This is a genomic window from Caballeronia sp. LZ034LL (assembly GCF_031451215.1).
Taxonomy (GTDB): domain Bacteria; phylum Pseudomonadota; class Gammaproteobacteria; order Burkholderiales; family Burkholderiaceae; genus Caballeronia.
The window spans coordinates 2,665,517-2,692,211 of sequence record NZ_JARUXR010000001.1; the positions used below are offsets into that span (position 1 = coordinate 2,665,517).

34 protein-coding genes and 1 tRNA gene are annotated in these 26,695 nt (G+C 63.9%); 1 reads left to right on the top strand and 34 read right to left on the bottom strand.

Translation table 11 applies throughout. The features are described from left to right. Positions 1–180 precede the first annotated feature (180 nt). From QCE83_RS12150 to QCE83_RS12180, 7 genes are all read right to left on the bottom strand, one after another. Positions 181–256: transfer RNA gene (locus tag QCE83_RS12150), tRNA-Thr, on the bottom strand. Between the two features lie 18 nt (positions 257–274). After that, the gene (locus QCE83_RS12155) at positions 275–772 is read right to left on the bottom strand and encodes a ClpXP protease specificity-enhancing factor (RefSeq protein WP_309811695.1); all 498 of its coding nucleotides are present in this window, start codon (positions 770–772) and stop codon (positions 275–277) included. 65 nt (positions 773–837) lie between these two features. Continuing rightward, a complete protein-coding gene (locus QCE83_RS12160; RefSeq protein WP_008344155.1) occupies positions 838–1,449 on the bottom strand; it encodes a glutathione S-transferase N-terminal domain-containing protein in 612 nt (203 codons plus the stop codon). Between the two features lie 92 nt (positions 1,450–1,541). Continuing rightward, complete coding sequence (locus QCE83_RS12165; protein WP_309810170.1) at positions 1,542–2,300, bottom strand: cytochrome c1; 759 nt, start codon at positions 2,298–2,300, stop codon at positions 1,542–1,544. A 23-nt stretch (positions 2,301–2,323) separates the two neighbouring features. After that, the gene (locus tag QCE83_RS12170) at positions 2,324–3,706 is read right to left on the bottom strand and encodes a cytochrome bc complex cytochrome b subunit (protein ID WP_309810173.1); all 1,383 of its coding nucleotides are present in this window, start codon (positions 3,704–3,706) and stop codon (positions 2,324–2,326) included. Beyond that, positions 3,707–4,327 carry a ubiquinol-cytochrome c reductase iron-sulfur subunit gene (gene petA / locus QCE83_RS12175; RefSeq protein ID WP_309811698.1) on the bottom strand — a complete coding sequence of 207 codons (621 nt, stop codon included), beginning with the start codon at positions 4,325–4,327 and terminating at the stop codon, positions 3,707–3,709. 226 nt (positions 4,328–4,553) lie between these two features. Next, positions 4,554–5,300 (bottom strand): Nif3-like dinuclear metal center hexameric protein, encoded by a 747-nt coding sequence (locus tag QCE83_RS12180; RefSeq protein WP_309810175.1) that lies wholly within the window; start codon positions 5,298–5,300, stop codon positions 4,554–4,556. A 20-nt stretch (positions 5,301–5,320) separates the two neighbouring features. Here QCE83_RS12180 and QCE83_RS12185 point away from each other — a divergent pair, with 20 nt between their 5' ends. After that, positions 5,321–6,547 (top strand): Do family serine endopeptidase, encoded by a 1,227-nt coding sequence (locus QCE83_RS12185; RefSeq protein WP_309810178.1) that lies wholly within the window; start codon positions 5,321–5,323, stop codon positions 6,545–6,547. A gap of 105 nt (positions 6,548–6,652) precedes the next feature. Here the strand turns inward: QCE83_RS12185 and tatC are convergent, their stop codons facing one another. The 27 genes from tatC to QCE83_RS12320 form a co-directional block, all read right to left on the bottom strand. After that, positions 6,653–7,429 carry a twin-arginine translocase subunit TatC gene (gene tatC / locus QCE83_RS12190; protein WP_309810181.1) on the bottom strand — a complete coding sequence of 259 codons (777 nt, stop codon included), beginning with the start codon at positions 7,427–7,429 and terminating at the stop codon, positions 6,653–6,655. A 41-nt stretch (positions 7,430–7,470) separates the two neighbouring features. Continuing rightward, positions 7,471–8,010, bottom strand: a complete 540-nt coding sequence (tatB, locus tag QCE83_RS12195; RefSeq protein ID WP_309810184.1) for a Sec-independent protein translocase protein TatB — start codon at positions 8,008–8,010, stop codon at positions 7,471–7,473. Between the two features lie 36 nt (positions 8,011–8,046). Continuing rightward, positions 8,047–8,283: a Sec-independent protein translocase subunit TatA gene (gene tatA, locus QCE83_RS12200; RefSeq protein ID WP_309810187.1), complete on the bottom strand. Its 237-nt coding sequence runs from the start codon at positions 8,281–8,283 to the stop codon at positions 8,047–8,049. 155 nt (positions 8,284–8,438) lie between these two features. After that, positions 8,439–8,801, bottom strand: a complete 363-nt coding sequence (locus QCE83_RS12205; RefSeq protein WP_309811700.1) for a histidine triad nucleotide-binding protein — start codon at positions 8,799–8,801, stop codon at positions 8,439–8,441. A 14-nt stretch (positions 8,802–8,815) separates the two neighbouring features. Continuing rightward, entirely contained in the window at positions 8,816–9,199 is a 384-nt protein-coding gene (locus tag QCE83_RS12210; protein ID WP_309810190.1) for a hypothetical protein, read from the bottom strand. 34 nt (positions 9,200–9,233) lie between these two features. Further along, positions 9,234–9,602 (bottom strand): phosphoribosyl-ATP diphosphatase, encoded by a 369-nt coding sequence (locus QCE83_RS12215; RefSeq protein ID WP_309810192.1) that lies wholly within the window; start codon positions 9,600–9,602, stop codon positions 9,234–9,236. Continuing rightward, positions 9,599–10,003 (bottom strand): phosphoribosyl-AMP cyclohydrolase, encoded by a 405-nt coding sequence (gene hisI, locus QCE83_RS12220; protein WP_309810197.1) that lies wholly within the window; start codon positions 10,001–10,003, stop codon positions 9,599–9,601. Before hisI ends, QCE83_RS12215 begins: the two co-directional genes overlap by 4 nt. A gap of 3 nt (positions 10,004–10,006) precedes the next feature. Beyond that, the gene (gene hisF / locus QCE83_RS12225; protein ID WP_309810200.1) at positions 10,007–10,780 is read right to left on the bottom strand and encodes an imidazole glycerol phosphate synthase subunit HisF; all 774 of its coding nucleotides are present in this window, start codon (positions 10,778–10,780) and stop codon (positions 10,007–10,009) included. Positions 10,781–10,864: 84 nt separating this feature from the next. Then, positions 10,865–11,617, bottom strand: coding sequence for a 1-(5-phosphoribosyl)-5-[(5-phosphoribosylamino)methylideneamino]imidazole-4-carboxamide isomerase (gene hisA, locus QCE83_RS12230; RefSeq protein WP_309810203.1), 753 nt, complete (start codon positions 11,615–11,617; stop codon positions 10,865–10,867). Between the two features lie 157 nt (positions 11,618–11,774). After that, complete coding sequence (hisH, locus tag QCE83_RS12235; protein WP_309810205.1) at positions 11,775–12,416, bottom strand: imidazole glycerol phosphate synthase subunit HisH; 642 nt, start codon at positions 12,414–12,416, stop codon at positions 11,775–11,777. Then, positions 12,413–13,033: an NAAT family transporter gene (locus QCE83_RS12240; RefSeq protein WP_309810208.1), complete on the bottom strand. Its 621-nt coding sequence runs from the start codon at positions 13,031–13,033 to the stop codon at positions 12,413–12,415. The genes hisH and QCE83_RS12240 overlap by 4 nt, the downstream gene beginning before the upstream one ends. A 39-nt stretch (positions 13,034–13,072) precedes the next feature. Further along, positions 13,073–13,660, bottom strand: a complete 588-nt coding sequence (gene hisB / locus QCE83_RS12245; protein WP_309810210.1) for an imidazoleglycerol-phosphate dehydratase HisB — start codon at positions 13,658–13,660, stop codon at positions 13,073–13,075. Positions 13,661–13,692: 32 nt separating this feature from the next. Further along, complete coding sequence (gene hisC / locus QCE83_RS12250) at positions 13,693–14,775, bottom strand: histidinol-phosphate transaminase (RefSeq protein ID WP_309810213.1); 1,083 nt, start codon at positions 14,773–14,775, stop codon at positions 13,693–13,695. Between the two features lie 71 nt (positions 14,776–14,846). Beyond that, a complete protein-coding gene (hisD, locus tag QCE83_RS12255) occupies positions 14,847–16,169 on the bottom strand; it encodes a histidinol dehydrogenase (protein WP_309810216.1) in 1,323 nt (440 codons plus the stop codon). A gap of 45 nt (positions 16,170–16,214) precedes the next feature. Then, positions 16,215–16,907, bottom strand: coding sequence for an ATP phosphoribosyltransferase (gene hisG / locus QCE83_RS12260; RefSeq protein ID WP_309810219.1), 693 nt, complete (start codon positions 16,905–16,907; stop codon positions 16,215–16,217). Continuing rightward, entirely contained in the window at positions 16,904–18,175 is a 1,272-nt protein-coding gene (gene murA, locus QCE83_RS12265) for a UDP-N-acetylglucosamine 1-carboxyvinyltransferase (protein ID WP_309810222.1), read from the bottom strand. The genes hisG and murA overlap by 4 nt, the downstream gene beginning before the upstream one ends. Positions 18,176–18,307: 132 nt before the next feature. Then, entirely contained in the window at positions 18,308–18,547 is a 240-nt protein-coding gene (locus QCE83_RS12270; RefSeq protein WP_309810225.1) for a BolA family protein, read from the bottom strand. Positions 18,548–18,563: 16 nt separating this feature from the next. Beyond that, the gene (locus QCE83_RS12275; protein ID WP_309810228.1) at positions 18,564–19,319 is read right to left on the bottom strand and encodes an ABC transporter permease; all 756 of its coding nucleotides are present in this window, start codon (positions 19,317–19,319) and stop codon (positions 18,564–18,566) included. Beyond that, a complete protein-coding gene (locus QCE83_RS12280; protein WP_309810231.1) occupies positions 19,316–20,242 on the bottom strand; it encodes an ABC transporter ATP-binding protein in 927 nt (308 codons plus the stop codon). Before QCE83_RS12280 ends, QCE83_RS12275 begins: the two co-directional genes overlap by 4 nt. A 208-nt stretch (positions 20,243–20,450) precedes the next feature. Continuing rightward, complete coding sequence (locus tag QCE83_RS12285) at positions 20,451–20,738, bottom strand: STAS domain-containing protein (RefSeq protein WP_309810234.1); 288 nt, start codon at positions 20,736–20,738, stop codon at positions 20,451–20,453. Next, complete coding sequence (locus QCE83_RS12290; protein ID WP_309810237.1) at positions 20,735–21,364, bottom strand: ABC transporter substrate-binding protein; 630 nt, start codon at positions 21,362–21,364, stop codon at positions 20,735–20,737. Before QCE83_RS12290 ends, QCE83_RS12285 begins: the two co-directional genes overlap by 4 nt. Before the next feature lie 124 nt (positions 21,365–21,488). Further along, positions 21,489–22,427, bottom strand: a complete 939-nt coding sequence (locus tag QCE83_RS12295) for a VacJ family lipoprotein (RefSeq protein ID WP_309810239.1) — start codon at positions 22,425–22,427, stop codon at positions 21,489–21,491. A gap of 10 nt (positions 22,428–22,437) precedes the next feature. Further along, positions 22,438–23,010, bottom strand: coding sequence for an outer membrane lipid asymmetry maintenance protein MlaD (mlaD, locus tag QCE83_RS12300; protein ID WP_309810242.1), 573 nt, complete (start codon positions 23,008–23,010; stop codon positions 22,438–22,440). Positions 23,011–23,102: 92 nt separating this feature from the next. After that, on the bottom strand, positions 23,103–23,870 hold the full coding sequence (mlaE, locus tag QCE83_RS12305) for a lipid asymmetry maintenance ABC transporter permease subunit MlaE (protein WP_309810244.1): 768 nt from the start codon (positions 23,868–23,870) through the stop codon (positions 23,103–23,105). Further along, on the bottom strand, positions 23,867–24,682 hold the full coding sequence (locus tag QCE83_RS12310; RefSeq protein WP_309810247.1) for an ABC transporter ATP-binding protein: 816 nt from the start codon (positions 24,680–24,682) through the stop codon (positions 23,867–23,869). The genes mlaE and QCE83_RS12310 overlap by 4 nt, the downstream gene beginning before the upstream one ends. 97 nt (positions 24,683–24,779) lie before the next feature. Beyond that, positions 24,780–25,874 carry a thiamine phosphate synthase gene (gene thiE, locus QCE83_RS12315; RefSeq protein ID WP_309810251.1) on the bottom strand — a complete coding sequence of 365 codons (1,095 nt, stop codon included), beginning with the start codon at positions 25,872–25,874 and terminating at the stop codon, positions 24,780–24,782. Then, positions 25,871–26,677, bottom strand: a complete 807-nt coding sequence (locus QCE83_RS12320; protein ID WP_309810255.1) for a thiazole synthase — start codon at positions 26,675–26,677, stop codon at positions 25,871–25,873. The genes thiE and QCE83_RS12320 overlap by 4 nt, the downstream gene beginning before the upstream one ends. Positions 26,678–26,695 lie beyond the last annotated feature (18 nt).

The window sequence follows — 26,695 nt, forward strand, 5'->3', positions numbered from 1 at the left end:
AACCACTGCACTTCTGTCTTGCGTCGCTGCATCAGCAGCAGAGAAACGAGATTATGAACAACGTTTTGAAGTCTGTCAACAAGAAATTCGAACTTTCTTATCAACCAAAACTACTTGCTTCGATCTGCCACACTTAAAGCAAACGGGCCGTGCGGACTTCACACGACCCGTCGACAGACTTGGTGCCGGCTGCAGGACTCGAACCCGCCACCTCATGATTACAAGTCAAGCGCTCTACCTGATGAGCTAAGCCGGCGAAGGACGAAATTCTACTTCATTTGACGACTTTGAGGTGGGACCTCACAGCCGATTTCGAAGCGTCTTCTTCGAGCCCGGACTGCGGCTCATCGCGCGCGGCATCGGCCGCCTCACCCGGCGATTCCTCGACCTGGCGAGGAGCGCGCTCAGCGGGACGCGGCGCAAGCGGCGCACCGACCGGCTCCGCGCCAGGATGCGCCGCCGGCTCGACCGGGAACGCCATGCCCTGCCCATTCTCTCGTGCATAAATGGCGAGCACATTCGCCACCTGCACTTCGATCTTGTGCGACTTGCCAGAAAACCGCGCGCTGAACTCGATCCATTCATTGCCCATCTGCAACTGGCTCGTCGCCTCGAAGCTGATGTTCAACACGATCTCGTCGTTGCGGACGAACTGCCGCGGCACGCGCGTGGCCGCGTCGACCCGCACCGCGATGTGTGGCGTGAACCCGTTATCCGTGCACCATTCGTACAGCGCGCGCAACAGATAAGGCTTGGTGGAAATCTCTTGCATCAACTTTCCTCCGCCGGGAGCGCCGCGCCGCACAATGCGCGCCGCCGCGTCCCAACGCTCTCAGACTAGCGACGCATCACCTTTTCGGAAGGCGTCAGCGCTTCAATATAAGCCGGTCGGCTGAAGATCCGCTCGGCATACTTCATCAACGGCGCTGCATTCTTCGACAGCTCGATGCCATAGTGATCCAGACGCCACAACAGCGGTGCGATTGCCACGTCGAGCATCGAGAATTCTTCGCCCAGCATGTACTTGTTCTTCAGGAAGATCGGTGCGAGCTGCGTGAGACGGTCGCGGATGGCACTGCGCGCCTTCTCGTGGTTCTTCTCAGCGGCCTTGCCCTTCTCGTTCTCGAGCGTCCCGACGTGCACGAACAACTCTTTCTCGAAATTGAGCAGGAACAGCCGCGCACGAGCGCGCTGCACGGGATCCGCGGGCATCAGCTGCGGATGCGGAAAGCGCTCGTCGATATATTCGTTGATGATATTCGACTCGTACAGGATCAGGTCCCGCTCGACGAGAATCGGCACCTGGCCGTACGGATTCATCACCGCGATGTCTTCCGGCTTGTTGAACAGGTCAACGTCGCGAATCTCGAAATCCATGCCCTTTTCGAACAACACCAGCCGGCAGCGCTGGGAGAACGGGCAAGTAGTGCCGGAATACAGAACCATCATGTTTTTAAAGTTCCTTCAGTAAACTCGAAGGGCCGGCCGCGGCATTTTCCTGAGAAAACGCCGTCGCGCCGACCCACGCCGTTGAAGGCGCGCTATTTGATATCTTTCCAGTATGCCGCGTTCAGGCGCCACGCGAGGAAACTCAAGAGCGCCAGGAACAGCAGAACCCAGACGCCGAGCCGCTTGCGCGTCTGCTGCGCGGGTTCCGACATCCACGACATGTACGAAACGAGATCGGCTACAGCAGAATCATAATCCACGGACGACATGGCGCCCGGTGTAACCTGAGTGTAACCCACGAATCTTCTTACCTTTTCGCCGGTGTGCTCGTCCGTATCAGTCTCGAACTTCGCGTCCCGGATGCCCTGCAGCGTCCACAACACATGGGGCATGCCGACGTTCTCATACACGAGATTGTTCCAGCCCGTAGGCCGGGTCGGATCACGGTAGAAGCTCCGCAGATACGTGTACAACCAGTCCTTGCCGCGCGCCCGCGCCTCCACCGACAAATCCGGCGGCGCCGCGCCGAGCCACGCCTTCGCGTCATCCGGACGCATCGCAATGGACATGGTATTGCCGACCTTGTCCGTCGTGAAGAGCAGATTTTCCTGAATTTGCTTCTCGCTGAGGCCGATGTCCGTCAGCCGGTTGTACCGCATCAGCGTCGCGCTATGGCAGTTCAGGCAGTAGTTTACAAAAATCTGCGCGCCATGCTGCAGGGACGCGAGGTTGTCGGAGCTGTCCGGCGCGCGATCGAGGACGGCGCCCTCCTGGGCATGCACCGTCGTCGCCGTTCCGAACGCAAACAGCACCGCACCGATCATCGATATTGTAGAGAGCCATTTTTTCATCGTATTCGTCTCCGGACGTGAGCTCAGTGAGGTTTGTAGTGCACTCGCTCCGGCGGCGTCTTGAATTTGCCGCGCGGCGTCCAGAACGGCATGCCGAGGAAAAACGCGAAGTAGATCAGCGCACAGATCTGCGCGATCAGCGTCGCGGCGGGCGATGGCGGTCGCGTCCCCAAAAAGCCCAGCAGCAGGAAGGCGAACACGAAGATCCCGTAGAACACCTTGTGGAACAGCGGCCGGTAGCGGATCGACTTGACCGGACTGCGGTCGAGCCACGGCAGGAAGAACAGCGACACCACCGCCGCGCCCATCACCACCACGCCCCAGAATTTCGATTCGGTCAGCGCCATGAAGATCAGCACGAGCACCGCCAGCACCGGCAGGCCCAGCCGCCACTTGCCGCGCGCCTTCAGCAACGCGAGCAGGCCGAGCACCGCGATCACGATCATCAGCACGATCTTGAACGGATCCGTGGTCGCGCGGAGCATTGCGTAGAACGCCGTGAAGTACCAGACCGGCGCGATTTCCGGCGGCGTCTGCAACGGATTGGCCGGCACGAAGTTGTTGGCTTCGAGGAAATACCCGCCCATTTCCGGCGCGAAGAAGATGATCGCCGCGAAGATCAGCAGGAACACGCTCACGCCCATGAAGTCGTGCACGGAGTAGTACGGGTGAAACGGAATGCCGTCGACCGGAATGCCGTTCGCGTCCTTCTTCGCCTTGATCTCGATGCCGTCCGGATTGTTCGAGCCCACTTCATGCAGCGCGACCAGATGCGCGACCACGAGACCGAGCAGCACCAGCGGAATCGCAATGACATGGAACGCGAAGAAGCGGTTGAGCGTGACATCGGAGACGACGTAATCGCCGCGGATCCACAGCGACAGGTCCGGCCCGATGAACGGAATCGCCGAGAACAGGTTCACGATCACCTGCGCGCCCCAGAACGACATCTGCCCCCACGGCAGCAGATAGCCGAAGAACGCCTCGGCCATGAGGCACAGGAAGATGGCGCAGCCGAAGATCCACACGAGTTCGCGCGGCTTGCGGTACGAGCCGTACATCAGCCCGCGGAACATGTGCAAGTAGACGACGACGAAGAACATCGAGGCGCCCGTCGAGTGCATGTAGCGGATCAGCCAGCCCCAAGGCACTTCGCGCATGATGTACTCGACCGATGCGAACGCAAGCGTCGCATCGGGCTTGTAGTTCATCGTCAGGAAGATGCCGGTGACGATCTGGTTCACCAGCACCAGCATGGCAAGCGAGCCGAAGAAGTACCAGAAGTTGAAGTTCTTCGGTGCGTAGTATTCGGAAACGTGCTTCTTCCACGTGGAGGTCAGCGGAAACCGGCGATCGATCCAGCCGATCAGGCCCGTGGTCTCCACTTCCTTGTCTGCGGTCGCCATTTACGCCTCTCCCTTTTCGTCCTTGCCGATCACGAGTTGCGTCGCGGAGGTGAACATGAACGGGGGAATGTCCAGGTTCTGCGGCGCAGGCTTGTTTTTGAAGACGCGGCCCGCCAGGTCGTACGTGGAGCCGTGACACGGGCAGAGGAAACCGCCCGGCCAGTTATCGGGGAGATTGGGTTGGGCACCTTCCTGGAAGCGCGGCGTCGGCGTGCAGCCCAAATGGGTGCACACGGCGACCGCCACGAGAATGTTCTTGCGATCGGTACGGGACCGATACTCGTTGTTGCAGTACTCCGGCAACGGCATCGAGAATTCCATCTTGGACTTCGGGTCGGCCACTTCGTTGTCGGCCTTCTTGATGTCCGCGAGCATCTCGTCGGTGCGGTTGAGGATCCACACCGGTTTGCCGCGCCAGGCAACCGTCATCATTTCGCCCGGCTTGAGTCCGCTGATGTCGACCTCGACGGGCGCGCCCGCCGCCTTGGCCTTCTCCGATGGAGCGAACGAGCCCACGAAGGGCACGAGCGTTGCCACACCTCCGACACCACCTGCTACGGTCGTCGCAATCAGCCAGGTACGGCGGCCGCCGTCGACGCGTTTCTCATCCTTGTCTCGCATCACACGCCCCACTTCTGAGTTGGATTTATACCGTCACATCAGTGTTCCGCCGTTAGTGTGCGCGAATGGACTTGGCATTTACAAGGGCTGACTAGCAAAAATCACTCGAAGTAATTGATGCTTCAGGGTTTTCCCCACGTTTTTCGCGCAATCTCGTGAAGCATTCTTTTAACGCTGTTAAGGCGGTTGCAAGCAGAAATAATCGACGCTGCGACTTAATGGCGCATTAAACCGGGTTATCGATGTCGATAAAAAGATGCTCGATATCGAACTGCTCGGAGAGGTGTGCGCCCAGCGCCTGCACGCCATAACGTTCGGTGGCGTGATGACCCGCGCCGATATACGCGACGCCCGATTCCGCCGCCGTGTGCATGGTCTGCTCGGAGACCTCGCCGCTCAGATACACATCGGCGCCGGCCGCGATGGCTTCGTCGAAATAACCTTGCGCGCCGCCGGTGCACCATGCCACGCGGCGTAGTTCGCGGTCCGCGTCGCCGAATACGAGCGGCTTGCGGCCGAGCGCATTCTCGACCATCGCGCTGAAGTGCTCGAGCGAAAGCGGCATCCCGAGCGTCGCGATCCAGCCGAGGTCCTGATCCGCGAAACGATTGTCCGCGATCAACCCGAGCCGCGCGCCGATCTGCGCATTGTTGCCAAACTCCGGATGCGAATCGAGCGGCAGATGGTAGGCGAACAGGTTGACGTCGTTGGCGATCAGCGTGCGCAGCCTGCGATGCTTGCGCCCCGTGATCTGCGGCGCCTCGTTGCGCCAGAAGTAGCCGTGATGCACGAGCACGGTGTCGGCGCCCCATTCCAGCGCGGCTTCGAGGAACGCGAGCGAGGCCGTCACGCCGGTCGCGATCTTCTGCACGCGGCGCGTGCCTTCAACCTGCAGACCGTTCGGGCAATAGTCCTTGAAGCGGCCGATTTCCAGCAGATTGTTCAGATACAATTCGAGTTCGATCCGATCCATGAAATCCTCTATCCCTTCAAATGCTTAGACGCTTCTGGCTATTTTTTGCCCAAGCGGTCACCGTGCTTTTGGCCCTGATGTTCATCATTGCGACCTTGAAACCGCAGTGGCTTCAGCGCCAGGGCCAGTTCGGCAAGCAGCTTGCCGAGCCGATCGTCGCGTTGCAGGAAGTGGCGCCGAGCATCGGCTCACGCCCCGTTCAATCGTCCTATTCGGAAGGCGCGCAAAAGGCGATGCCGGCCGTCGTGAACGTGTTCTCCAGCAAGGACGGCAACCTGCCGCCCGACCCGCGCGCGAAAGACCCGCTGTTCCGCTATTTCTTCGGTGACAAGAACAAGCGCAAGAGCGACGAGCCGCCAGCGTCGAATCTCGGCTCAGGTGTCATCGTCAGCTCGGAAGGTTACATTCTAACGAACCAGCATGTCGTCGACGGCGCGGATCAGATCGAGGTTGCGCTCGCCGACGGCCGCACGTCCAGCGCAAAAGTGATCGGCGTCGATCCGGAGACCGATCTCGCGGTGCTGAAGATCAACATGACCAACCTGCCGTCCATTACGCTCGGCCGCATGGACCAGACGCGCGTCGGCGACGTCGTGCTGGCGATCGGCAATCCGTTCGGCGTCGGGCAGACGGTCACGATGGGCATCGTCAGCGCGCTCGGCCGCAATCACCTCGGCATCAACACGTTCGAGAACTTCATCCAGACCGACGCGGCCATCAACCCGGGCAATTCCGGCGGCGCGCTCGTCGACGTCAACGGCAACCTGCTCGGCATCAATACCGCAATCTACTCCCGCAGCGGCGGTTCGCTCGGTATCGGCTTCGCGATTCCGGTGTCCACGGCGCGCAGCGTGCTTGAAAGCATCATCACGACGGGCAGCGTGACGCGCGGCTGGATCGGCGTGGAGCCGCAGGACGTGACGCCGGAGATCGCCGAATCGTTCGGGCTGGACCAGAAGGCGGGGGCAATCGTGGCGGGCGTGCTGCAAGGCGGCCCGGCCGACAAGGCCGGCATCAAGCCGGGCGACATCCTCGTGTCCATCAACGACGACACGATCACCGACACCACGCGCCTGCTCAACGTGGTTGCGCAGATCAAGCCGGGCACCTCGGTGAAGGTTCACCTGATGCGCAAGAACAAGGAGCTCGACGTCAACGTGATGATCGGCAAGCGCCCCGCCCCGCCGCGCGCGCCGCAGATGCCGGAAGACGATCAGGGCGACCAGGGCGATCAGAACGACGAGTAAGCGGCGCCGCATCTGAATAGCGAAAAAGGCAGCTTCGATGACTCGAAGCTGCCTTTTTTATTTACCAGCAAGCGCAGGACGCGACAATCCGCCGCACCGCTTCGGCTATTCCGTTGCCGCTTCGTCCTTCTTGACGCCATCCTTGCCGATCACGATCCGCGCCGCAATGATGCCGGCTTCGTAGAGAATCACGAGCGGAATGGCGAGGATCAGTTGCGAGAACACGTCGGGCGGCGTGACCACCGCCGAAATGACGAACGCAGCGACGATCACGTAAGGGCGGATCTGCTTGAGCTTCTGAATGGACACGACGCCCATGCGCGCGAGCAGCACCACGACGATCGGGACCTCGAAGGTCACGCCGAACGCCAGGAACATGGTCAGCACGAAGCTGAGGTAGTTGTCGATATCCGTCGTCATTTCCGCGCCGAGCGGCGCGTTGTAGTGCGCCATCACGCGGAAGATGGTCGGGAACACGACGAAGTACGCGAACGCCATGCCGCACAGGAACAGCGAGTAGCTGCTGAACACGAGCGGGGCGACCAGCTTCTTCTCGTGCTGGTACAGACCCGGCGCGACAAACGCCCAGATCTGGTACAGCACGAACGGCAAGGCAATGACGAAGGCGACGAGCATGGTCACCTTCATCGGCACGAAGAACGAGCCGGTGACGTCGGTGACGATCATCTTGCCGTCGCGCGGCAGGTTCTGCATCAGCGGGCGCGCCAGCAGCCGGAAGATGTCCGGCGCCCAGTACACCAGCCCGATGAACACCACGATCACCGACGCACCCGCGCGAATGATGCGGTCACGCAGTTCGACCAGATGGGAAATGAACGTCTCTTCGACGGGCTCTTGCTTTGTTTCTTGCGGGTCGCTCACGCCGCCCTCGGTTGGAGTCATCGGTGAAGGAAGTGCGGCTCTCAGAAGAACTTCGTCGGCCGGCGCAGGGTGGCCGGCGTATGGCGGGCAACGCGCGCCGCGCCCGATTGCACGCGCGTGCGATGCACGGTGGTGCGCTTGTACCAGTTGGGGATTGCGCCCTGCTTGACGCGCCAGTTCTTGCGCTTCGCCGTGCCGGAAGTGGACGACGACCGCGCCCAGGGCTTGTCCGATGCAGCCGACGCCATGTCCACCGCTTCATCCGCGCCGCCCGCAATGCTCGGCGCGACCGACGTGCCCTGATTCCAAGCGTCGTTGAGTTCGGTTTCGTGGCGCTTCAGATTCTCGTGGATCGACGTTTCGACGTTGGACGCCGCCGTCTCGAACTCGGTGCGCATCTTCTTGAGCTCGTCGAGCTCCATCTCGCGCACGACTTCCGACTTGACGTCGTTGATGTAGCGTTGCGCGCGCCCGAACAGCGCGCCCGCCGTGCGAGCCACGCCGGGCAGGCGCTCCGGCCCGAGGACCACCAGCGCCACGACGCCGATGACCGCCATTTTTGTCAGACCGAGATCGAGCATTGAACGAGCTGTGAAGAGTTGCGGTCGGCGGACGGATTAACGGTAGTCGCCCGAACGGGACTTGTCCTTCGCTTCGACGTCCACCGCGCCGTCACGCGGCAGTTCGCGCTGGTCGGCCGGAGTGCCGGTCGTCTCGTTCTCGCGCATGCCTTCCTTGAAACCCTTCACCGCGCCGCCCAGATCGCCGCCGATATTGCGCAGCTTCTTCGTGCCGAAGACCAGCGCCACGATCAACAAGACGATCAACCAATGCCAAATGCTCAACGAACCCATGAATGAAAACTCTCCGTGATTCCGCCCCGATTGGGATTCGGGGACGGAAGGTCGGCCTTTCAGCCCGTGCCGAGACAAATCGCCTCTGCATCAATTATCGATTTTGCTCGCCCAATATTTCATTGGAAAGGAGAAAGCCAACAAACCTTTCAGTTTTAGCCCATCCTGCGCCACGGACGGTCGCCCGCCAGCAGATGCGCATGAATGTGGTAGACCTCCTGGCCGCCCCCTGGTCCGGTATTGATGACCGTGCGAAAGCCGGTTTCGCCGCCCGTATAGGCCACGCCCAGGTCTTTCGCCAGCCGTCCGACGAGGCTCACCATTCTACCAAGCAGCGGGGTATCGCTTTCCGTGCAGTGCGAAAGTGTCTCGATGTGTTTCCGCGGAATCACCAGCACATGCACGGGCGCCGCCGGATTGATGTCGTTGAAAGCGACGAATTCATCGTCTTCGTAGACTTTCGTGCTCGGTAACTGGCCCGAAGCAATCTTGCAGAAGATGCAGTTGTCTTGGCTCATGAATGTCCCGTGGATCAGAACCACGCGCGCGGTTCGATCGTCTTGTTTTCGTAGAGGAACAGCCAGCCCTTGACGACGCGGTAAAGCGTCCAGATGCTGACCGCGGCAAGAATCAGGAAGCCGACGCCGATCCAGATCGTCACGAGTCCGATCACGTGGCCGAGCAACGCCCACCAGAACGTGCGGATCTGCCAGGTGAAGTGATCTTCGTACGGCGTGCCGGCGGCGTCGCCGCGCTTGATGTAGTTGAGAATGATGGCGATCAGGCCGGTCAGCCCGCCCGTCAGCCAGTAGACGGCGTACAGCGCGTACAGCACATGGGTGAAGGTGCGCATGTTGCGCGGATCGCTCGAATCCTGCACGACAGGCGGCGGATACGGTTCATAAGGCCGGTTCATGCTTGCCCTCCTTCGCATCAAAGCGAAAAGCTCGTCAGCCGCCGTTCTGCTCGCGCTCGCGCGACTTGCGCAGCGCCTTCTCCTCGATTCCCGACAAACCTTCGCGCCGCTCCAGTTCCGCGATCACATCGGCAGGGCTCAAGTCGAAGTGCGACAGCATCACGAGACAATGAAACCACAAATCGGCGACTTCGCTGACGAGCGCCTTCGGCGCGCCGCCATGACGCGCGTCCTTCGCGGCGAGCACAACTTCCGTCGCTTCCTCGCCGATCTTCTTCAGGACCGCGTCGTCACCTTTGTGAAAGAGTCGCGAAACGTAGGATTGTTCCGGATCGCCGCCCTTGCGGCCGTCGATGACGGCGGCAAGGCGCAACAACGTGTCCAGCGTGGTGGCTTGCGTCATTTGTAGATGCGTTCGGGGTCTTTCAGCACGGGCTCGACGGCAACCCACTCGCCGCTGTCCGCCGTGCCTTCGAATTTCTGGAAAAAACAGGAATGGCGGCCGGTGTGGCACGCAATGCCCGACACCTGCTCGACCTTGAGCAGCACGACGTCCTCGTCGCAATCGAGGCGCACGTCGTGGACGTGCTGCACGTGTCCGGATTCCTCGCCCTTGAACCACAGGCGCTGGCGCGAGCGCGAGAAATACACCGCGCGCTTGAGTTCGATGGTCTTCGCGAGCGCCTCGCGGTTCATCCACGCGAACATCAGCACGTCGTTGGTCGAGGCTTCCTGCGCGATCACCGGCACGAGGCCGTTCGCGTCCCACTTGACGTGGTCGAGCCAGCTGGCGTTGTCAGTCATGCTTCAGGTCCTCACCGCGATGCCCTGCCCGGCCATGAAGCGCTTCGCTTCGCCGACCGTGTGCTCGCCGTAGTGGAAGATGCTGGCCGCCAGCACGGCGTCCGCGTGACCTTGCACGACGCCGTCCGCGAGATGCTGAAGCGAACCCACGCCGCCCGACGCGATCACCGGCACCGGCACTGCGTCCGAGACGGCGCGCGTCAGGGCGAGATCGAAGCCGGACTTGGTGCCGTCGCGGTCCATGCTGGTCAGGAGAATTTCGCCCGCGCCGAACTCGGCCATCTTGCGCGCCCATTCGATCGCGTCGATGCCGGTCGCCTTGCGGCCGCCGTGCGTGAAGACTTCCCAGCGCGACGGCTCGCCGTCCGCCGACACGCGCTTGGCGTCGATGGCGACCACGATGCACTGCGAGCCGTGTTTGTCCGAAGCGTCGCGCACGAGCTGCGGGTTCGCGACCGCCGACGAGTTCATGCTGATCTTGTCCGCGCCGGCATTGAGCAGGCGCCGCACGTCTTCCACGGCGCGCACGCCGCCGCCGACGGTCAGCGGAATGAACACCTGGGACGCGACGGCCTCGATGATCGGCAGGATCAGGTCGCGCTGGTCCGAGGTGGCGGTGATGTCGAGAAAGGTGAGTTCGTCGGCGCCCTGGTCGTCATAGCGGCGCGCGATTTCGACGGGATCGCCGGCGTCGCGCAGCTCGACGAAGTTGACGCCCTTCACGACGCGGCCCGCGGTCACGTCGAGACAGGGAATGATGCGTTTAGCGAGAGCCATGTTCTGCCACTACTGGTTCGGTACGAAGTGAGGGCGGCTCGCGCCGCCCGATGCGCTTCTCAACATGTCCGCGCTGCAACGGCTTCAGGCGCCGTCGGCCTCGCGCAGCGCGTCGGCGCGCGTCTGGGCCGACTGGAAGTCGAGGTCGCCGGAGTAGATCGCGCGGCCGCAGATCACGCCTTCGATGCCTTCCGACTCGACCTCGCAGAGCGATTCGATGTCCGCCAGGTTCGACAGGCCGCCGCTCGCGATCACCGGAATCTTCACCGACTGCGCGAGCCGCACGGTGGCGTCGATGTTGATGCCCTGAAGCATGCCGTCACGGCCGATGTCGGTGTAGATGATCGACTCGCAGCCGTAGTCCTCGAACTTGCGCGCGAGATCGACGACTTCGTGACCGGTCAGCTTGCTCCAGCCGTCGGTGGCGACCTTGCCGTCCTTGGCGTCGAGCCCGACGATGATATGCCCGCCGAACGCGCTGCAGGCATCGCGCAGGAAACCCGGATTCTTCACCGCCGCCGTGCCGATGATCACATAGGCGAGGCCGTCGTCCAGATAGCGCTCGATGGTCTCGAGATCGCGGATGCCGCCGCCCAGCTGCACGGGGATCTGGCCGCCGACTTCATCGACGATGGCGCGGATCGCGTCGCCGTTACGCGGCTTGCCTGCGAATGCGCCGTTCAGATCGACGAGATGAAGCCGCCGTGCGCCGCGATCGACCCAATGTCGGGCCATGGCCGCTGGATCTTCTGAAAAAATGGTCGCCTGGTCCATATCGCCCTGCTTGAGGCGCACGCACTGACCGTCCTTGAGATCGATGGCCGGAATGAGCAGCATAGGTATCGCGTATCTTCTGGGTGGAGTTGATCAAAACGGCGCCGGGCCGGTGCCCTTGCGGAGGCCTGCCCCGCGCGCCGTCTCGCTAGTGTAGTACAAGTCTTGCAGCGGTCATGCGCCCGTAGCAATACGCGCAAACGCAAGCGTATGCACGGTTTTACGGGTTCCAGTGCACGAAGTTCCGATACACGCGCAAGCCCGCTTCCGCGCTCTTCTCGGGGTGAAACTGGGTGGCGAAGAGGTTGTCGCGCGCCACGGCCGACGTGAACGCAGCGCCGTAGACGGTTTCGCCCGACGTATGCGCCGGATTCGCTGGCACCACGTGGTAGCTGTGCACGAAGTAGAAGAACGCGCCGTCCGCGACGCCGTCCCACAGCGGATGCCGCTGCGTCTGGCGCACGCGGTTCCAGCCCATCTGCGGCACCTTGAAGCGCGAGCCGTCGTCCTGCAGCTGGCCGTCCAGCTGGAAGCGCACGACCTTGCCCGGCAGCAGGCCGAGGCCCTTCGTGTCGCCTTCCTCGCTCCAGTCGAACAGCATCTGCTCGCCGACGCACACGCCGAGCATCGGTTTTTCGCGCGCCGCCTGCAGCACCGCTTCCTGCAAGCCGGATTCGCCCAGATGCGCCATGCAGTCGCGCATCGCGCCCTGCCCCGGCAGCACCACGCGATCCGCCGTGCGAATGCCTTCCGGCTGGGCGACGATCGCCACCTCCGCTTCGGGAGCCGCCTTCTTCAGCGCCTGGTAGACCGAGCGCAGGTTGCCCATTCCGTAATCAACAATCGCAATCGAAGTTTTCATTTCAAAGATGGCATCAGAGCCTTCAGACCGTTGACGATGAACTCCACCGCCAGCGCGGACAACATCAAACCCATGAGACGCGTCCCGATATTGATTCCGGTGCGTCCGACCCAGCGCGCGATGGGCTCCGCGAGATTCAGCGCGCCGAAGCACAGCCCCGCGATGATCGCGCCCAGCAGGACCAGTCCGAAGCGGTCGTACCAGTGCTGCGCATTGGCAGCATAGACGATCACCGTGCTGATCGAACCGGGGCCGGTGAGCAGCGGAATGGCGAGCGGCACGACCGCGATGCTGTTGCGTTCCTCGGCTTCCATGCGTTCTTCCGGCGTGGAGCGCGCGTTGCCGACCTGCGCGTTCAACATGCTGATCGCCATGAGCAGCATGATGATGCCGCCGCCCACTTCGAACGAGCCCACCGAGATGCCGAAGAACGCGATGATCTGCTGGCCGAGCAGCGCCGTCACCCCGATCACGCAGAACACCGAAATGGACGCGACGCGGATGGTATTGCGCCGTTCGATATCGGATTGCTGCGACGTCAGGCTGAGAAAAAACGGGATCGCGCCGATCGGATTGATCAGCGCGAGCAACGAGATGAACGACTTGAACAGATCCATCGTGGTCGCGGCACGCGCGCTCCGGGACAGCGTGATCGCTTAGAGACTGCCCTTGGTCGACGGAATCTGCCCCGCCGCGCGTTCGTCCAGTTCCACGGCCATGCGCAGCGCGCGGCCGAAGGCCTTGAAGACGGTCTCGACCTGATGGTGCGTGTTGAGGCCGCGCAGGTTGTCGATATGCAGCGTGACGCCCGCGTGATTCACGAAGCCGCGGAAGAATTCGATGGTGAGATCGACGTCGAAGGTGCCGATGCGCGCACGCGTGAACGGCACGTGGAACTCGAGACCGGGCCGGCCGGAGAAGTCGATGACGACACGCGACAGCGCTTCGTCCAGCGGCACGTACGAATGACCGTAGCGGCGAATGCCCTTGCGGTCGCCGATGGCCTTCGCCACCGCCTGCCCGAGCGTGATGCCGGTGTCTTCCACCGTGTGATGGTCGTCGATATGGAGGTCGCCATGCGCTTCGATGTCGAGATCGATGAGCCCGTGACGGGCAATCTGGTCGAGCATGTGATCGAGGAACGGGACGCCGGTGGCGAGCTTCTGCTTGCCGGTGCCGTCCAGATCGAGCTTCACACGGATCTGCGTTTCGCTGGTGTTGCGAACGACTTCCGCAATGCGCATGGTGATTCCTTGAGACTGATCGAATGTGGGGGTTAGTTTGGGGCGAGCGGTGCGAGCTTTTTCAGCGCCGCGACCATGTGCGCGTTCTCTTCAGCCGTTCCGACCGTCAAACGCACGCAATTTGCCAGCAATGGGTGCATTTTACCCACGTTTTTGATCAAAACCCGCGAAGTCAAAAGGGTTTCGAAAGCCACCGCTGCATCCGGCACGCGCACCAGCAGGAAGTTGCCGGCGCTCGGAAAAACCGTCATGCCGGGCAAGGCGGCGACTTCCGCCGCGAGCTGCGCGCGCTGGCGGCGCAACTCGGCGGCCTGGGCGTCGAGCACATCGAGGTGATCGAGCAGGAAGGCGACGGTCGCCTGCGTCAGCACGTTGATGTTGTACGGCGGGCGCACCTTGTCGAACTGCATGATCCAGCCGGGACGCGCCGCCATGTAGCCCAGCCGGATGCCCGCGAGCCCCAGCTTCGACACGGTGCGCATCACGACCACGTTGTCGAACTCCGCCGCGCGCGGCATCCAGCTCTTTTCCGCGAACGGCTGGTAGGCCTCGTCGATCACGACCAGACTCCGGCTCGCCGCGGCGATCACGCGCTCGATGTCGGCGTCGTCGTAGAGCGTGCCGGTCGGATTGTTCGGGTACGCGAGGTACACCAGCGCGGGCGCGTGCGTTTCGATGGCGGCGATCAGCGCGTCGATGTCCAGCGTGAAGTCCGTCTTCAGCGGCACGCCGATGAAGTCGAGATGCGCGAACTTCGCCGACATCTCGTACATGACGAAGCCCGGCACCGGCGCGACGATCTTCGCGCCCGGCTTCGAGCACGCCACCGACATCATGCTGATGAGTTCATCCGAACCGTTGCCGAGCAGCACGTCGCAGGCATCGGGCACCTGCATCGTGCGCTTGATCTTCGCGAGCAGTTCGGCGGGACGCGGCGCCGGATAGCGGTTCAGCGCGACGCCGGCGAGATGCTCGCCCAGCGCCTTCGCGAGACTCTCCGGCAGCGTCCACGGATTCTCCATCGCGTCGAGCTTGATGAGGCCCGTGGCGTCGGGCACGGGATAGCTCGCCATCGCGAGGACGTCGGTACGAATGATGTCTTGTGCTGTGGTCATGTTGTTCCAGCGTCTCTCTCGCCGGTCAGACGGCAACTCTCAGGTTGCCTCGTTCAGTGGGCCGGCCTCGTTCAGCCGACGTTCTTCATCCGGTATTCCGCGCTGCGCGCATGCGCCTGCAAGCCTTCGCCGTAAGCCAGTTCCGCGGCGATCTCGCCGAGCGTCTGCGCCCCGTCCGCGCTCACTTCGATCACGCTCGAACGCTTCATGAAATCGTACACGCCGAGCGGCGACGAGAAGCGCGCCGTGCGCGAAGTGGGCAACACGTGATTCGGTCCGGCGCAGTAGTCGCCCAGGCTCTCGCTCGTGTAGCGGCCGAGGAACATCGCGCCCGCGTTGTGGATCTGCGCGGCCCATTGATGCGGGTCGAGCGCGGAAATCTCCAGGTGTTCCGGCGCGATGTCGTTCGCGATCGCGCACGCTTCGGCCATGTCCTTCACCTTGATGAGCGCGCCACGGTCTTCCAGCGAACGCTGGATGACGTCGCGGCGCGGCATCGCCGGCAGCAGTTCGATGATCGCTTCCTCGACGCGCCGGATGAACGCCTCGTCCGGGCACAGCAGGATGGATTGCGCAAGTTCGTCGTGCTCGGCTTGCGAGAACAGGTCCATCGCGACCCAGCGCGGGTCCGTGGTGGCGTCGCAGATCACGAGAATTTCCGACGGTCCCGCGATCATGTCGATGCCGACCGTGCCGAACACGCGCCGCTTCGCCGACGCCACGTAGGCATTGCCGGGGCCGCAGATCTTGTCGACCGCCGGCACGGTCTTGGTGCCATAGGCAAGCGCAGCCACGGCCTGCGCGCCGCCGATCGTGAACACGCGGTCCACGCCGCCCAGCAGCGCGGCCGCGAGCACGAGCGGATTCTTCACGCCGTCGGGCGTCGGCACGACCATGACGATTTCCTTCACGCCCGCGACGCGCGCCGGAATCGCATTCATCAGCACCGACGACGGATACGCCGCCTTGCCGCCCGGCACGTAGATGCCCGCGCGGTCGAGCGGCGTGACCTTCTGGCCGAGGACGGTGCCGTCGGCTTCCGTGTATTGCCAGCTATGGCTGCCGCACTCGATGCGCTGCTTCTCGTGATAGCCGCGCACGCGCGCCGCCGCCGCTTCGAGCGCCGCGCGGCGCTTCGGTTCGAGCCCTTCGAGCGCGGCTTCCATCTCGGCGAACGGCAGTTCGAGCGCGGCTACGCTGTCCGCCTTCAGGCGGTCGAACTTGTTGGTGTAGTCGAGCACGGCTGCGTCGCCGCGCGCTTTCACATCGGCGAGGATCTGCGCGACCGAGCGCTCGATCGCTTCGTCTTCACTGGCCTCGAAGGCGAGCACCGCGCGCAGCGCCTGCTGGAAGCCGTCGGTGCTGGAATCGAGTTTGCGAATCTTGATGGACATGCCGGTTTTCCGTTTTGCTGATGGCGCGCCGCGCGTGCGGCCCGTCTAATTGCCTGACCCGCCGGTGGCGCGCTCGAACGCGTCGAGGTACGGCTTCAGCGCCGCCCGCTTGAGCTTCAGCGCCGCCTGATTCACGACGAGGCGCGACGAAATCTGCATGATCTCCTCCACCTCGACCAGATTGTTCGCCTTGAGCGTGCCGCCCGAGCTGACCAGGTCGACGATCGCATCCGCGAGTCCGACCAGCGGCGCCAGTTCCATGGAGCCGTACAGCTTGATCAAATCCACGTGCACGCCCTTCGACGCGAAATGCTGCCGCGCCGTCTCGGTGTATTTGGTCGCAACCCGCAGGCGCGCGCCCTGGCGCACCGCGCTCGCGTAGTCGAAACCGGCCTTGACCGCCACCGACATCCGGCATCGCGCGATATCCAGATCCACCGGCTGATACAGGCCGCCGCCGCCATGCTCGATCAGCACGTCCTTGCCCGCCACGCCGAAGTCCGCCGCGCCGTATTCGACGTAGGTGGGGACATCGGTTGCGCGCACGATGATGACGCGCAGATTCGGGTTGGTGGTCGGCAGAATGAGCTTGCGCGAGCTTTCCGGATCCTCGGCCACCTGCACGCCGGCCGCCGCGAGCAGCGGCAGCGTTTCCTCGAAGATACGCCCTTTCGACAAGGCGAGCGTCAGCGGCGCGCTCGCCGCCAGCGACGACGACGTCTGCGGCAACGAACTCATTGTTCGCCTCCGCTGCCCGCGATACGGCGCACGTTGGCGCCGACCGCCGTCAGCTTCGCTTCCATGCGGTCGTAGCCGCGGTCGAGATGGTAAATGCGGTCGATCAAGGTTTCGCCGTCCGCGCACATCGCCGCGATCACGAGGCAGGCCGAGGCCCGCAGGTCCGTTGCCATGACCTTCGCGCCGGACAGCTTCTCGACGCCGGCGACCAGCGCCGTATTGCCGTCGATGGTGATGCTCGCGCCCAGACGGTTCAGCTCCTGCACGTGCATGAAGCGGTTCTCGAAGATCGTCTCGACCACTTGCGAGGTGCCGTTGGCAATGGTGTTGAGCGCCATGAACTGCGCCTGCATGTCGGTCGGGAACGCCGGGTATTCGGAGGTGCGGATGTTCACCGCTTCGGCGCGCTGCGCCATGCGCACGCGCATCCAGTCGTCGCCTTCCTCGATGCTCACGCCCGCCTCGCGCAGCTTGGCCGTCACGGCATCGAGCAGATGCGGCCTGACGTGACGCAGCGTGACGTCGCCGCCCGCCGCCGCGACCGCGCACAGGAACGTGCCCGCTTCGATCCGGTCCGGCACGACCGCATGCTGCGCGCGGTGCAGTTTCTCGACGCCCTGGATCACGAGCCGGTCCGTGCCGATGCCGTCGATCTTCGCGCCCATCTTCACGAGCAGTTGCGCGAGGTCGGTCACTTCCGGTTCGCGCGCGGCGTTCTCGATCACCGTCTCGCCATCGGCGAGGACCGCTGCCATCAGCAGGTTCTCGGTGCCGGTCACGGTGATCATGTCGGTGATGATGCGCGCGCCCTTCAGACGCTTCGCGCGCGCTTCGATGAAGCCGTGCTCGATGTTGATCTCGGCGCCCATCGCCTGCAGGCCCTTGATGTGCTGATCGACCGGACGCGCGCCGATCGCGCAGCCGCCCGGCAGCGACACCTTCGCCTCGCCGAAGCGCGCGACCAGCGGCCCGAGCACGAGGATCGACGCGCGCATCGTCTTCACGAGTTCGTACGGCGCGACGAGGTTGTCGACCTTCGATGCATTGAGCGTCACGCGGCCGTCCGCCGACACTTCCGACTGCACGCCCATCTGCTTGAGCAGCTTGAGCGTGGTGCGCACGTCCTGCAGGTTCGGCACGTTCGACAGATGAACGTCGTCCGCGGTGAGCAGGCAAGCGCAAAGAATCGGCAGCGCCGCGTTCTTGGCGCCCGAGACGGTGATTTCGCCGGAAAGCTGGGTGCCTCCCGTAATGACCAGTTTATCCATGATGACGTGTCCTTCGACCGAGCTTCCTGCTGCGGAGCCGCTTTCGACGCCGCGGTTGTCTTTGATGATTCGCACTGTCTACTGCCTATGTCTGCGTGATTCTCCCGGCGATGCCGGCATGGCCGGCCGGTTTCAGGCCGCTTGCCACTCCTCGGGCGTGAGCGTCTTCATGCTGAGCGCGTGAATTTCCTCGCGCATGCGCTCGCCGAGCGCGGCATAGACGAGTTGATGACGCGCGATCGGCCGCTTGCCGGCGAACGCGTCGCTCACGATGGTCGCGAAGAAGTGCTGGCCGTCGCCCTCCACTTCGAGATGCTGGCAGGCGAGACCGGCTGCGATATAGCCTTTCACCTGCTCCGGAGTCGGTTGCATGGAAGTCTCCTTGAATTTAATGACGCAGCTTGAAGCCGCTCGCGAGCATGCGCGCGGCGATCAACGCCAGCGCGGCCAGGAATGCGCCGACGATGCACAGGCTCACCAGCGGATTCACGTCCGAGACGCCGAAGAAGCCGTAGCGAAAGCCGTCGATCATGTAGAAGAACGGGTTCAGATGCGACACCGCGCGCCACAGCGGCGGCAGCGAATGTGTCGAGTAGAACACGCCGGAAAGAAACGTGAGCGGCATGATCAGGAAGTTCTGAAATGCGGACAGATGGTCGAACTTGTCGGCCCAGATGCCCGCGATCAGGCCCAGCGTGCCGAGGATGCCCGAGCCGAGGACCGCGAACGCAATGATGTAGAACGGCGCGGAAAAAGACATCGGGATGAACCATATCGTCACGATGAACACGCCCAGCCCGACGCACAGGCCGCGCGCCACCGACGCCAGCACATAGGCGAAGAACATTTCCCAGTGCGCGATGGGCGGCAGCAGCACGAACACCAGATTGCCGGTGATCTTCGACTGGATCAGCGACGACGAGCTGTTGGCGAACGCGTTCTGCAACACGCTCATCATGACGAGGCCGGGCACGAGGAAGCTCGTGTAGCCGACGCCCGGATAGACCTGTACGTGCCCCGACAACGCATGACCGAAGATGGTCAGGTACAGGAGCGCCGTCACCACCGGCGCGAGCACGGTCTGGAACGATACCTTCCAGAAGCGCAGCAGCTCCTTGTAGAACAACGTCTGGAAACCGCTCATGAAAGTCCCTCGACCACTTCGGGCCCGTTCATCACCTGCATGAACACGTCTTCGAGATCCGCCTTGCGCACTTCGATTTCGTCGAAGGTGCAGCCCGCTGCGCGGCATTTGGCGAGGATCGGCTCGACGTCGTCGTAGCTCGTGAGCCGCAGCAGATGCTGGGCGCCGGACACGGCCTGCGGATCCACTTCGAGCGCACGCAGTTCGGCGGGCAACGGGCCATTCGCCAGACGCAGGTAGAGCTGCATGCCGGCGAAGCGCTGCAACAGCGTGCTCGTGCGTTCCAGCGCGACGACTTCGCCGCGCCGCAGCATCGCGAGGCGGTCGCACAGGGATTCGGCTTCTTCGAGATAGTGCGTGGTCAGCACGATGGTGTGACCTTCGCGATTCAGGCGCGAGATGAATTTCCAGAGCGTCTGGCGCAATTCGACGTCGACGCCGGCAGTGGGCTCGTCGAGCACGATCACCGGCGGCCGGTGCACCAGCGCCTGCGCCACCAGCACGCGGCGCTTCATGCCGCCCGACAGCGCGCGCGTGTTGACGTCGGCTTTCTCGGTGAGATCGAGATTGGCCATCACTTCATCGATCCAGTCGTCGTTGCGGCGCAGGCCGAAGTAGCCCGACTGGATCCGCAGCGACTCGCGGACGGTGAAAAAAGGATCGAACACGAGTTCCTGCGGCACCACGCCCAGCGCGCGGCGCGCCGCGCGAAAGTCGCTGACGACGTCGTGTCCGCGCACGGAGATCGTGCCGCTATCGGCACGGGCAAGGCCGGCCAGGATGCTGATCAAGGTGGTTTTGCCCGCGCCGTTCGGGCCGAGCAGGCCGAAGAACTCGCCCTCTTCGACCGTGAGGCTCACGCCTTTGAGCGCCTGGAGCTCCTTGTAGCGCTTCCTGACGTTTCGGATTTCTATCGCTGACATGGACTGTGCGCGGGCCACGTTCGGCCGCGCCTCGATTTGTGCGGGGATGGCGCTTTCGGGCCCGCTCGAACCGGCTCGCATAAAGAGGGCCGGGGCAACGCCCGAAAAAACGTTTGATTATAGGGCAAAGCGGCCTGAGCCGACCTCGCGGCGATCCTGCTGGCGTGAACGCAGCGGCCACCTGGGCCGCTGCGAGTTCAGTGCAGGATCAATGTCGGAAGGAGAGAAGCGTATCGACGCCATAGGCTCGCGCAAGACTCTCGAGCCCGGAGGGAAGATTGAAGACGCCGAGCGCGGCGCCACGCGCCGACGCGGCGCGCTGCCATGCAAGCAGCACGGCGAGCGCGGAGGAATCGAACTGCGTGAGCGGTGCGCAATCCACCTCGCTCGCGCCTGCCGCGATGCGCGACAGGCCGGCTTCGAGCGCGGCCTTCGCGCTCTCATGCGTCAGCGACGCGGCCGTCTGGAAACGGCCGCCCGTGGCCGGCGTACTCACGATGCCTTGCCGCTCGCGAGTTGCTGATTGCGCTGCGTGAGGAACTGCAGGAGGCCGCTCACGCCATGCTGCTGGATCTGCTCGTTAAACTGCTGCTGATACGCCTGGATCAGCCACGCGCCGAGCACGTTGATGTCGTACACGCGCCAGCCTTGCGGCGTCTTGTACAGACGGTAGTCCAGCTCGACCGGCGAACCGTTGTTCATCACGACCGAGCGGACCACGACATCGTTATCTTCCGGCGACGCGCGGAACGGCTTGTACTGGATGGTCTGGTTGCGCACTTGCGCCAGGGCGCCCGCGTAGGTGCGGATCAGCAGCATCTTGAACTGCTCGACGATCTGCTTCTGCTGTTCCGGCGTAGCCGTGTTCCAGTTGCGGCCCATCACGAGACGCGTGGTGCGCGTGAAATCCGTATAAGGCAGGATCTTTTCGTTGACGAGCTTGGTGATCTCGTTGATGTTGCCCGACTGGATCTGCTTGTCGGACTTGAGTTGATCGAGCACTTGCGTGGTCACGGTCTTGATCAGCTGGTCCGGCGAATTCGCATCCACCGACTGCGCCGACGCCGAACCGCAGAAAGCCACCAACATGGCGAGAAGGGGAAGAAGGAATAGTTTTTTCATCGCAAACCCTGCAGAGATAGAGGCTTCAGTTTGAGCGTGCTGCCTGAATCGAGTTCAGGCGAGACACGCTCCAAATCGTAAGAAATGACGTCAGCTATGTTACCGCGCGTTAGCAAACCACCGCTCAACGCAGGCGGAACGAAGGGAACCCGGGCGGCGCGCGCGGCGGCACGTACTGGTTGCCGGGCACGGTACCGCTGACGTCGCTCGCCGGAGCAGGTGCAGCCGCCGTGCCTGATGCCGGCGCGGCGCCCTCCGCTGCCGCTGACGCCGACGCAGACTCGGCGGGTGCTGCGGTTTCCGATGCCCCGGTCGCGGCGGCCGCGCCTTCGCTGTCGGAATAGTTCGGCGGCGGCGTTTCGTAGTCGGACATGCTGCTGCCGCCACCGGTGATCAGGAACTGGCGGCGCTGCAGGTACGTGTTGCGCACGAACGTGTATTTGTCGAGGGCGGCGTCGGCCAGCAGGTCGGAGACGTCCAGCAGATTCGCCCGCGTGTTGATGAGGTTCACGCCGTACAGCGCCCAGCTCACCGAATCCGGGCTGACGTAGGTCAGCGGATTACCGAAATAGTCGACCACCAGGCCGGCGGAATCGCGCACGGTGCTCGGGCCGAGCAGCGGCAGCACGACATACGGACCGGGCGGCACGCCGTAATGGCCCATGGTCAGGCCGAAATCGCCCACGTGCTTCGGCAGCTTCGCGAGGGTCGCGACGTCGAACAGGCCGCCGACGCCGAACACCGTGTTGATCGCAACGCGCATGATGTCCGACACGCCGTCCGCGATCTTCAACTGCATCAGATTGTTCGCGGCGATGTACACGTCGCCGATGTTCGAGAAGAAGTTGGTCACGCTGTTGCGCACCGGCTCCGGCACCGCCCACACGTAGCCCTTCGCCACCGGCTTCAGCGCGTAGCGGTCCACCGTGTCGTTGATCGTGAACATCGTGCGGTTGTAGCTCTCGAACGGATCGCCCTTGCTGGGCGTCGTCACGGTGGCACACCCGCCGAGTGCCGCTGCGCACACGATCATCGCCGCGCACCGCATCCCCATGGCCTGCATGTTCTTCTCCTTATTGAGCCGCGCCCGATGCGGGCGACGCAGCCGATGCACCCATTGCGCTCGCCGCGCCCGGGAAGGCCGGTGCTGCGGGAGCCGGCGCCGGTGCAGCCGGCGCCTTCGATGCGCCGGAATCCGCCGCCTTGTTATAGAGGAACTGGCCGATCAGGTTTTCGAGCACCACGGCGGACTGCGTCATCGTGATGGTGTCGCCGTTCTTGAGCATCTGGTCGTCGCCGCCGGGATCGAGGCCGATGTACTGCTCGCCGAGCAGGCCCGAGGTCAGGATCTTCGCCGACGAGTCCTTCGGAAACTGATACTGCTTGTCAATGTCGATGGTGACCACGGCCTGGTACGTGTTCTGGTCGAAGCCGATGCTGCCGACCCGTCCCACGGTCACGCCCGCGCTCTTGACCGGCGCGCGCGGCTTCAGCCCGCCGATGTTGTCGAACTTGAGCTTCACCGCATAGGTTTGCTGGAACGACAGGGAACTCATGTTGCCCGCCTTCAGCGCGAGAAACAGCAGCGCCACGAAACCGAGCACCACGAACAGGCCGACCCAAAAGTCGAGAGCAGTCTTTTTCATCGTCTTCCCAAAGAGAATCTTTTCGCAGATGGCGCGTGACGGTCTGTGGCCTTCACAACGCCCGCGCCGGATCCGGCGCCTGGCACCGGGTTCTAGCTGAACATCAGCGCGGTCAGCAGGAAATCGAGCCCGAGCACGGCCAGCGACGCGTACACGACCGTTTTCGTCGTCGCGCGCGACACGCCTTCCGGCGTCGGCCTCGCTTCGTAGCCCTGGAACAGCGCGATGAACGTCACCGCGAAACCGAACACCACACTCTTGAGGACGCCGTTGCCGACGTCGCGCCAGACATCCACGCCGCTTTGCATCTGCGACCAGAATGCGCCCGGATCTACGCCGATCAACATCACTCCGACCACATAGCCGCCGAGGATGCCCACCGCGCTGAAGATTGCCGCGAGCACCGGCATGGCGATGATGCCCGCCCACAGGCGCGGCGCCACGACCACGCGAAGCGGGTCGACGGCCATCATTTCCATGGCCGTGAGCTGCTCGCCGGCCTTCATCAAGCCGATTTCAGCCGTCAGCGACGTGCCCGCGCGCCCGGCGAACAGCAGCGCGGTGACGACCGGGCCGAGTTCGCGCACCAGCGACAGCGCGACCAGCAGGCCGAGCGCCTGTTCGGAACCGTAGCGACTCAGTGTGTAATAGCCCTGCAAGCCGAGCACGAAGCCGACGAACAAGCCCGACACCGCGATGATGACGAGCGAATAATTGCCGACGAAGTGAATCTGTTTCGTGACGAGCCGCGGACGGCGCAGCAGCGGGAAGAATTCGAGCACGAGCCGCGCGAACATGCGCGTGGCGTAGCCCGCGGTGCCCAAGCCGTCCAGCACCCAGCGTCCGATTGCGCTGATCATGCGCGCCCTCCGATGCCGAAATCATCAGCCAGCGCAGTGCTCGCGTAATGGAACTTGAACGGGCCGTCCGGCGTGCCGTCGATGAACTGGCGGACGGTCGGGTCTTCCGACGCCCGCAGTTGCGCCGGCGTGCCTTCGGCGTGAATGCCGCCGTTCGCGATGAAGTACACGTAGTCGGCGATGGCGAACGATTCGGGCACGTCGTGCGTGACCAGAATGGACGTGGCGCCGAGGGCGTCGTTGAGCGTGCGGATGAGCTGCGCCGTGATGCCGAGCGAGATGGGATCGAGGCCGGCGAAGGGCTCGTCGTACATCATCAATTGCGGATCCAGTGCGATGGCGCGCGCCAGCGCCACGCGCCGCGCCATGCCGCCGGAGATCTCCGACGGCGCGAGGTCGCGCGCGCCGCGCAGGCCGACCGCGTTCAGCTTCATCAGCACGAGGTCGCGGATCAGATCTTCCGGAAGATCGGTGTGCTCGCGCAGCGCGAACGCGACGTTTTCGAACACGGTCTGGTCGGTAAACAGCGCGCCGAACTGGAACAGCATGCCCATCTTGCGACGCAGTGCGTAGAGGCCCTCGCGCGTCTGCGCGCCGACGTCCTGGCCGCCGAACATTACCTGACCGCGGCTCGCCTTCACGAGGCCGCCGATCAGACGCAGGGTGGTGGTCTTGCCACAGCCTGAGCCGCCCATGACGGCGACCACCTGCCCACGCGTGAAACGCATGTTCAGGTTGGATAGAACGAGCCGGTCGCCGTAGCCGAAATCGACGTCGCGCAGCTCCAGCAGAGTCTCGGAAGAAGCAGGCACTGGGTAAGAGATTCCGTTGACGCAAGAGGCCGAATTATAGGGCCTGCGCGCAATCGGTGCTTTGCCTAGGGCCGTGCCTCCGCCTTTTTGAGAGTTTTCATGGTTGACCAGCAAACATTTGTTGCAATGTCGAAACCGCTGCGACGGTATCCGGCGCCTCGGTGACGGCACGCACGACCGCGCCACTGCCGACGCCCGTCGCGAGCACGCCGGGCATCGCCCGGGCATCGATTCCGCCGATCGCCACCAGCGGCACGCGGCCCGACAGCAGCTGCACGTAGCGCGCGAGCCGCGCCAGGCCCTGCGGTTTGGTGGGCATGACCTTGGTCGTGGTCGGGAACACGGCGCCGAGCGCGAGATAGCTCGGCCGGAAATGCAGCGCGCGCAGCATCTCGTAGTAGCCGTGCGTAGACAGCCCGAGCCGCAAGCCGGCCCGCGCGATCGCGTTCAGATCCGCCGTCTGCACGTCTTCCTGGCCGAGATGCACGCCATAGGCGCCCGCCTCGATCGCCTCGCGCCAGTGATCGTTGATGAATAGCTGAGCGCCGTGCCGGCGCCCTGCTTCGACCGAAAGCGAGATTTGCTCGCGCAGAACGGCGGGCGTGTCGGATGCGGTCGACTTGCGGCGCAGCTGCGCCGTGCGCACGCCGAGATCGAGTACCCGTTCCACCCAGGCGGCATCCGGCAGCACCGGATACAGCCCGAGCCGGTCCGGACACGGCGCGAAGCCGCCTTCCGGCGCGGGCGGCAGCTCCGCGACGCGCGGGAACGTGGCGAAATCGACGGGCCATGCGTCGTCGCGCGCCTCGTCGCCGGCACGCCACGCGAGCGCGAGCACCAGCGCGTCGTGCGGCTCGAAGTTGCAATCGAGGAACGCCGCGAGCGCGGCGAGCCAGTCGTCGCTGCGCGCGCCTTCCAGCGCGAAACGCTCGCCGCCCCGGCGCAGCACCGTGTGCTCCCCGTGGGCGTCGAGCACGGCCGCGCCCTGCTTCGAGATGCGTTCGGCATCGGCGTCGCGCGCTTCGGTGAACACGATCAGGTCGTTCGCCTGCGGCGCTTCGGGCGCGGTCAGGCAAATGCGCCAACGCGTTTCCGCGGCGGGCCAGTCGCCCAGCCGGGCACGGATCTGTTCGGCGACCTCGATCAGCTCGTCCGCCGGCGGCCAGAAAACTTCACGGTTCAGGAGACTCATGCCGCGCCTCCTTCCTGATGCCAGAACGGCATGCCGACCACCGGCGTGCTCGCCTGCGCGCTGTCGCGCTCGGCCATCGGTCCGGCGAGAAACGCCGTGCGTCCCGCCTCGACGCCCAGCGCGAACGCCCGCGCCATCTGCGGCGGAAAGGTCGCCTGCGACACCGCCGTGTTGAGCAGCACGCCGTCGAAGCCCCATTCCATCACCTGACTGGCGTGCGACGGCACACCGAGCCCGGCATCGACGATCAGCGGCACGTCCGGCAAACGCTCGCGCAGCGTGCGCAGCCCGTACGGATTGGTCACGCCGCGACCGGTGCCGATCGGCGCGCCCCATGGCATCAGGGCCTCACAGCCCACGTCGAGCAGGCGCCGGCCGATCACGAGGTCTTCCGTGCAATAGGGCAGCACCTTGAAGCCATCGCGGATCAGCTTCGACGCCGCCTCGACCAGACCGATCGGATCGGGCTGCAAGGTGTAGTCATCGCCGATCAGTTCGAGCTTGATCCAGGGCGTCTCGAACACTTCACGGGCCATGTAGGCCGTGGTCAGCACCTCGTCGACGCTCTGGCAGCCCGCCGTGTTCGGCAGCAGCGCGACGCCGTGACGCTTGAGCACGTCGAAGAAGCCGGCCTCGCCGGTCTCCGACTGGCGCCGCAGCGCCACCGTCACCATGCCGGGACGTGCGGCGTCGATGGCGTCCGACAGCGATTGCAGCGACGGATAACGCGACGTGCCGAGCAAGAGCCGGCTCGGGAACGACTGGCCGTAGAGCGTGAGCACGTCGGCGGTCTGTGTGGTCATGATGGGATCCTTCGATTC

Coding starts and splice junctions, on each gene's coding strand:
- QCE83_RS12155 (WP_309811695.1), bottom strand. CDS start 772: ATGCAAGAGATTTCCACCAAGCCTTATCTGTTGCGCGCGCTGTACGAA.
- QCE83_RS12160 (WP_008344155.1), bottom strand. CDS start 1,449: ATGATGGTTCTGTATTCCGGCACTACTTGCCCGTTCTCCCAGCGCTGC.
- QCE83_RS12165 (WP_309810170.1), bottom strand. CDS start 2,300: ATGAAAAAATGGCTCTCTACAATATCGATGATCGGTGCGGTGCTGTTT.
- QCE83_RS12170 (WP_309810173.1), bottom strand. CDS start 3,706: ATGGCGACCGCAGACAAGGAAGTGGAGACCACGGGCCTGATCGGCTGG.
- petA (WP_309811698.1), bottom strand. CDS start 4,327: ATGCGAGACAAGGATGAGAAACGCGTCGACGGCGGCCGCCGTACCTGG.
- QCE83_RS12180 (WP_309810175.1), bottom strand. CDS start 5,300: ATGGATCGGATCGAACTCGAATTGTATCTGAACAATCTGCTGGAAATC.
- QCE83_RS12185 (WP_309810178.1), top strand. CDS start 5,321: ATGCTTAGACGCTTCTGGCTATTTTTTGCCCAAGCGGTCACCGTGCTT.
- tatB (WP_309810184.1), bottom strand. CDS start 8,010: ATGCTCGATCTCGGTCTGACAAAAATGGCGGTCATCGGCGTCGTGGCG.
- tatA (WP_309810187.1), bottom strand. CDS start 8,283: ATGGGTTCGTTGAGCATTTGGCATTGGTTGATCGTCTTGTTGATCGTG.
- QCE83_RS12205 (WP_309811700.1), bottom strand. CDS start 8,801: ATGAGCCAAGACAACTGCATCTTCTGCAAGATTGCTTCGGGCCAGTTA.
- QCE83_RS12210 (WP_309810190.1), bottom strand. CDS start 9,199: ATGAACCGGCCTTATGAACCGTATCCGCCGCCTGTCGTGCAGGATTCG.
- QCE83_RS12215 (WP_309810192.1), bottom strand. CDS start 9,602: ATGACGCAAGCCACCACGCTGGACACGTTGTTGCGCCTTGCCGCCGTC.
- hisI (WP_309810197.1), bottom strand. CDS start 10,003: ATGACTGACAACGCCAGCTGGCTCGACCACGTCAAGTGGGACGCGAAC.
- hisF (WP_309810200.1), bottom strand. CDS start 10,780: ATGGCTCTCGCTAAACGCATCATTCCCTGTCTCGACGTGACCGCGGGC.
- hisA (WP_309810203.1), bottom strand. CDS start 11,617: ATGCTGCTCATTCCGGCCATCGATCTCAAGGACGGTCAGTGCGTGCGC.
- hisH (WP_309810205.1), bottom strand. CDS start 12,416: ATGAAAACTTCGATTGCGATTGTTGATTACGGAATGGGCAACCTGCGC.
- QCE83_RS12240 (WP_309810208.1), bottom strand. CDS start 13,033: ATGGATCTGTTCAAGTCGTTCATCTCGTTGCTCGCGCTGATCAATCCG.
- hisB (WP_309810210.1), bottom strand. CDS start 13,660: ATGCGCATTGCGGAAGTCGTTCGCAACACCAGCGAAACGCAGATCCGT.
- hisC (WP_309810213.1), bottom strand. CDS start 14,775: ATGACCACAGCACAAGACATCATTCGTACCGACGTCCTCGCGATGGCG.
- hisD (WP_309810216.1), bottom strand. CDS start 16,169: ATGTCCATCAAGATTCGCAAACTCGATTCCAGCACCGACGGCTTCCAG.
- hisG (WP_309810219.1), bottom strand. CDS start 16,907: ATGAGTTCGTTGCCGCAGACGTCGTCGTCGCTGGCGGCGAGCGCGCCG.
- murA (WP_309810222.1), bottom strand. CDS start 18,175: ATGGATAAACTGGTCATTACGGGAGGCACCCAGCTTTCCGGCGAAATC.
- QCE83_RS12270 (WP_309810225.1), bottom strand. CDS start 18,547: ATGCAACCGACTCCGGAGCAGGTGAAAGGCTATATCGCAGCCGGTCTC.
- QCE83_RS12275 (WP_309810228.1), bottom strand. CDS start 19,319: ATGAGCGGTTTCCAGACGTTGTTCTACAAGGAGCTGCTGCGCTTCTGG.
- QCE83_RS12280 (WP_309810231.1), bottom strand. CDS start 20,242: ATGTCAGCGATAGAAATCCGAAACGTCAGGAAGCGCTACAAGGAGCTC.
- QCE83_RS12290 (WP_309810237.1), bottom strand. CDS start 21,364: ATGAAAAAACTATTCCTTCTTCCCCTTCTCGCCATGTTGGTGGCTTTC.
- QCE83_RS12295 (WP_309810239.1), bottom strand. CDS start 22,427: ATGCAGGCCATGGGGATGCGGTGCGCGGCGATGATCGTGTGCGCAGCG.
- mlaD (WP_309810242.1), bottom strand. CDS start 23,010: ATGAAAAAGACTGCTCTCGACTTTTGGGTCGGCCTGTTCGTGGTGCTC.
- mlaE (WP_309810244.1), bottom strand. CDS start 23,870: ATGATCAGCGCAATCGGACGCTGGGTGCTGGACGGCTTGGGCACCGCG.
- thiE (WP_309810251.1), bottom strand. CDS start 25,874: ATGAGTCTCCTGAACCGTGAAGTTTTCTGGCCGCCGGCGGACGAGCTG.
- QCE83_RS12320 (WP_309810255.1), bottom strand. CDS start 26,677: ATGACCACACAGACCGCCGACGTGCTCACGCTCTACGGCCAGTCGTTC.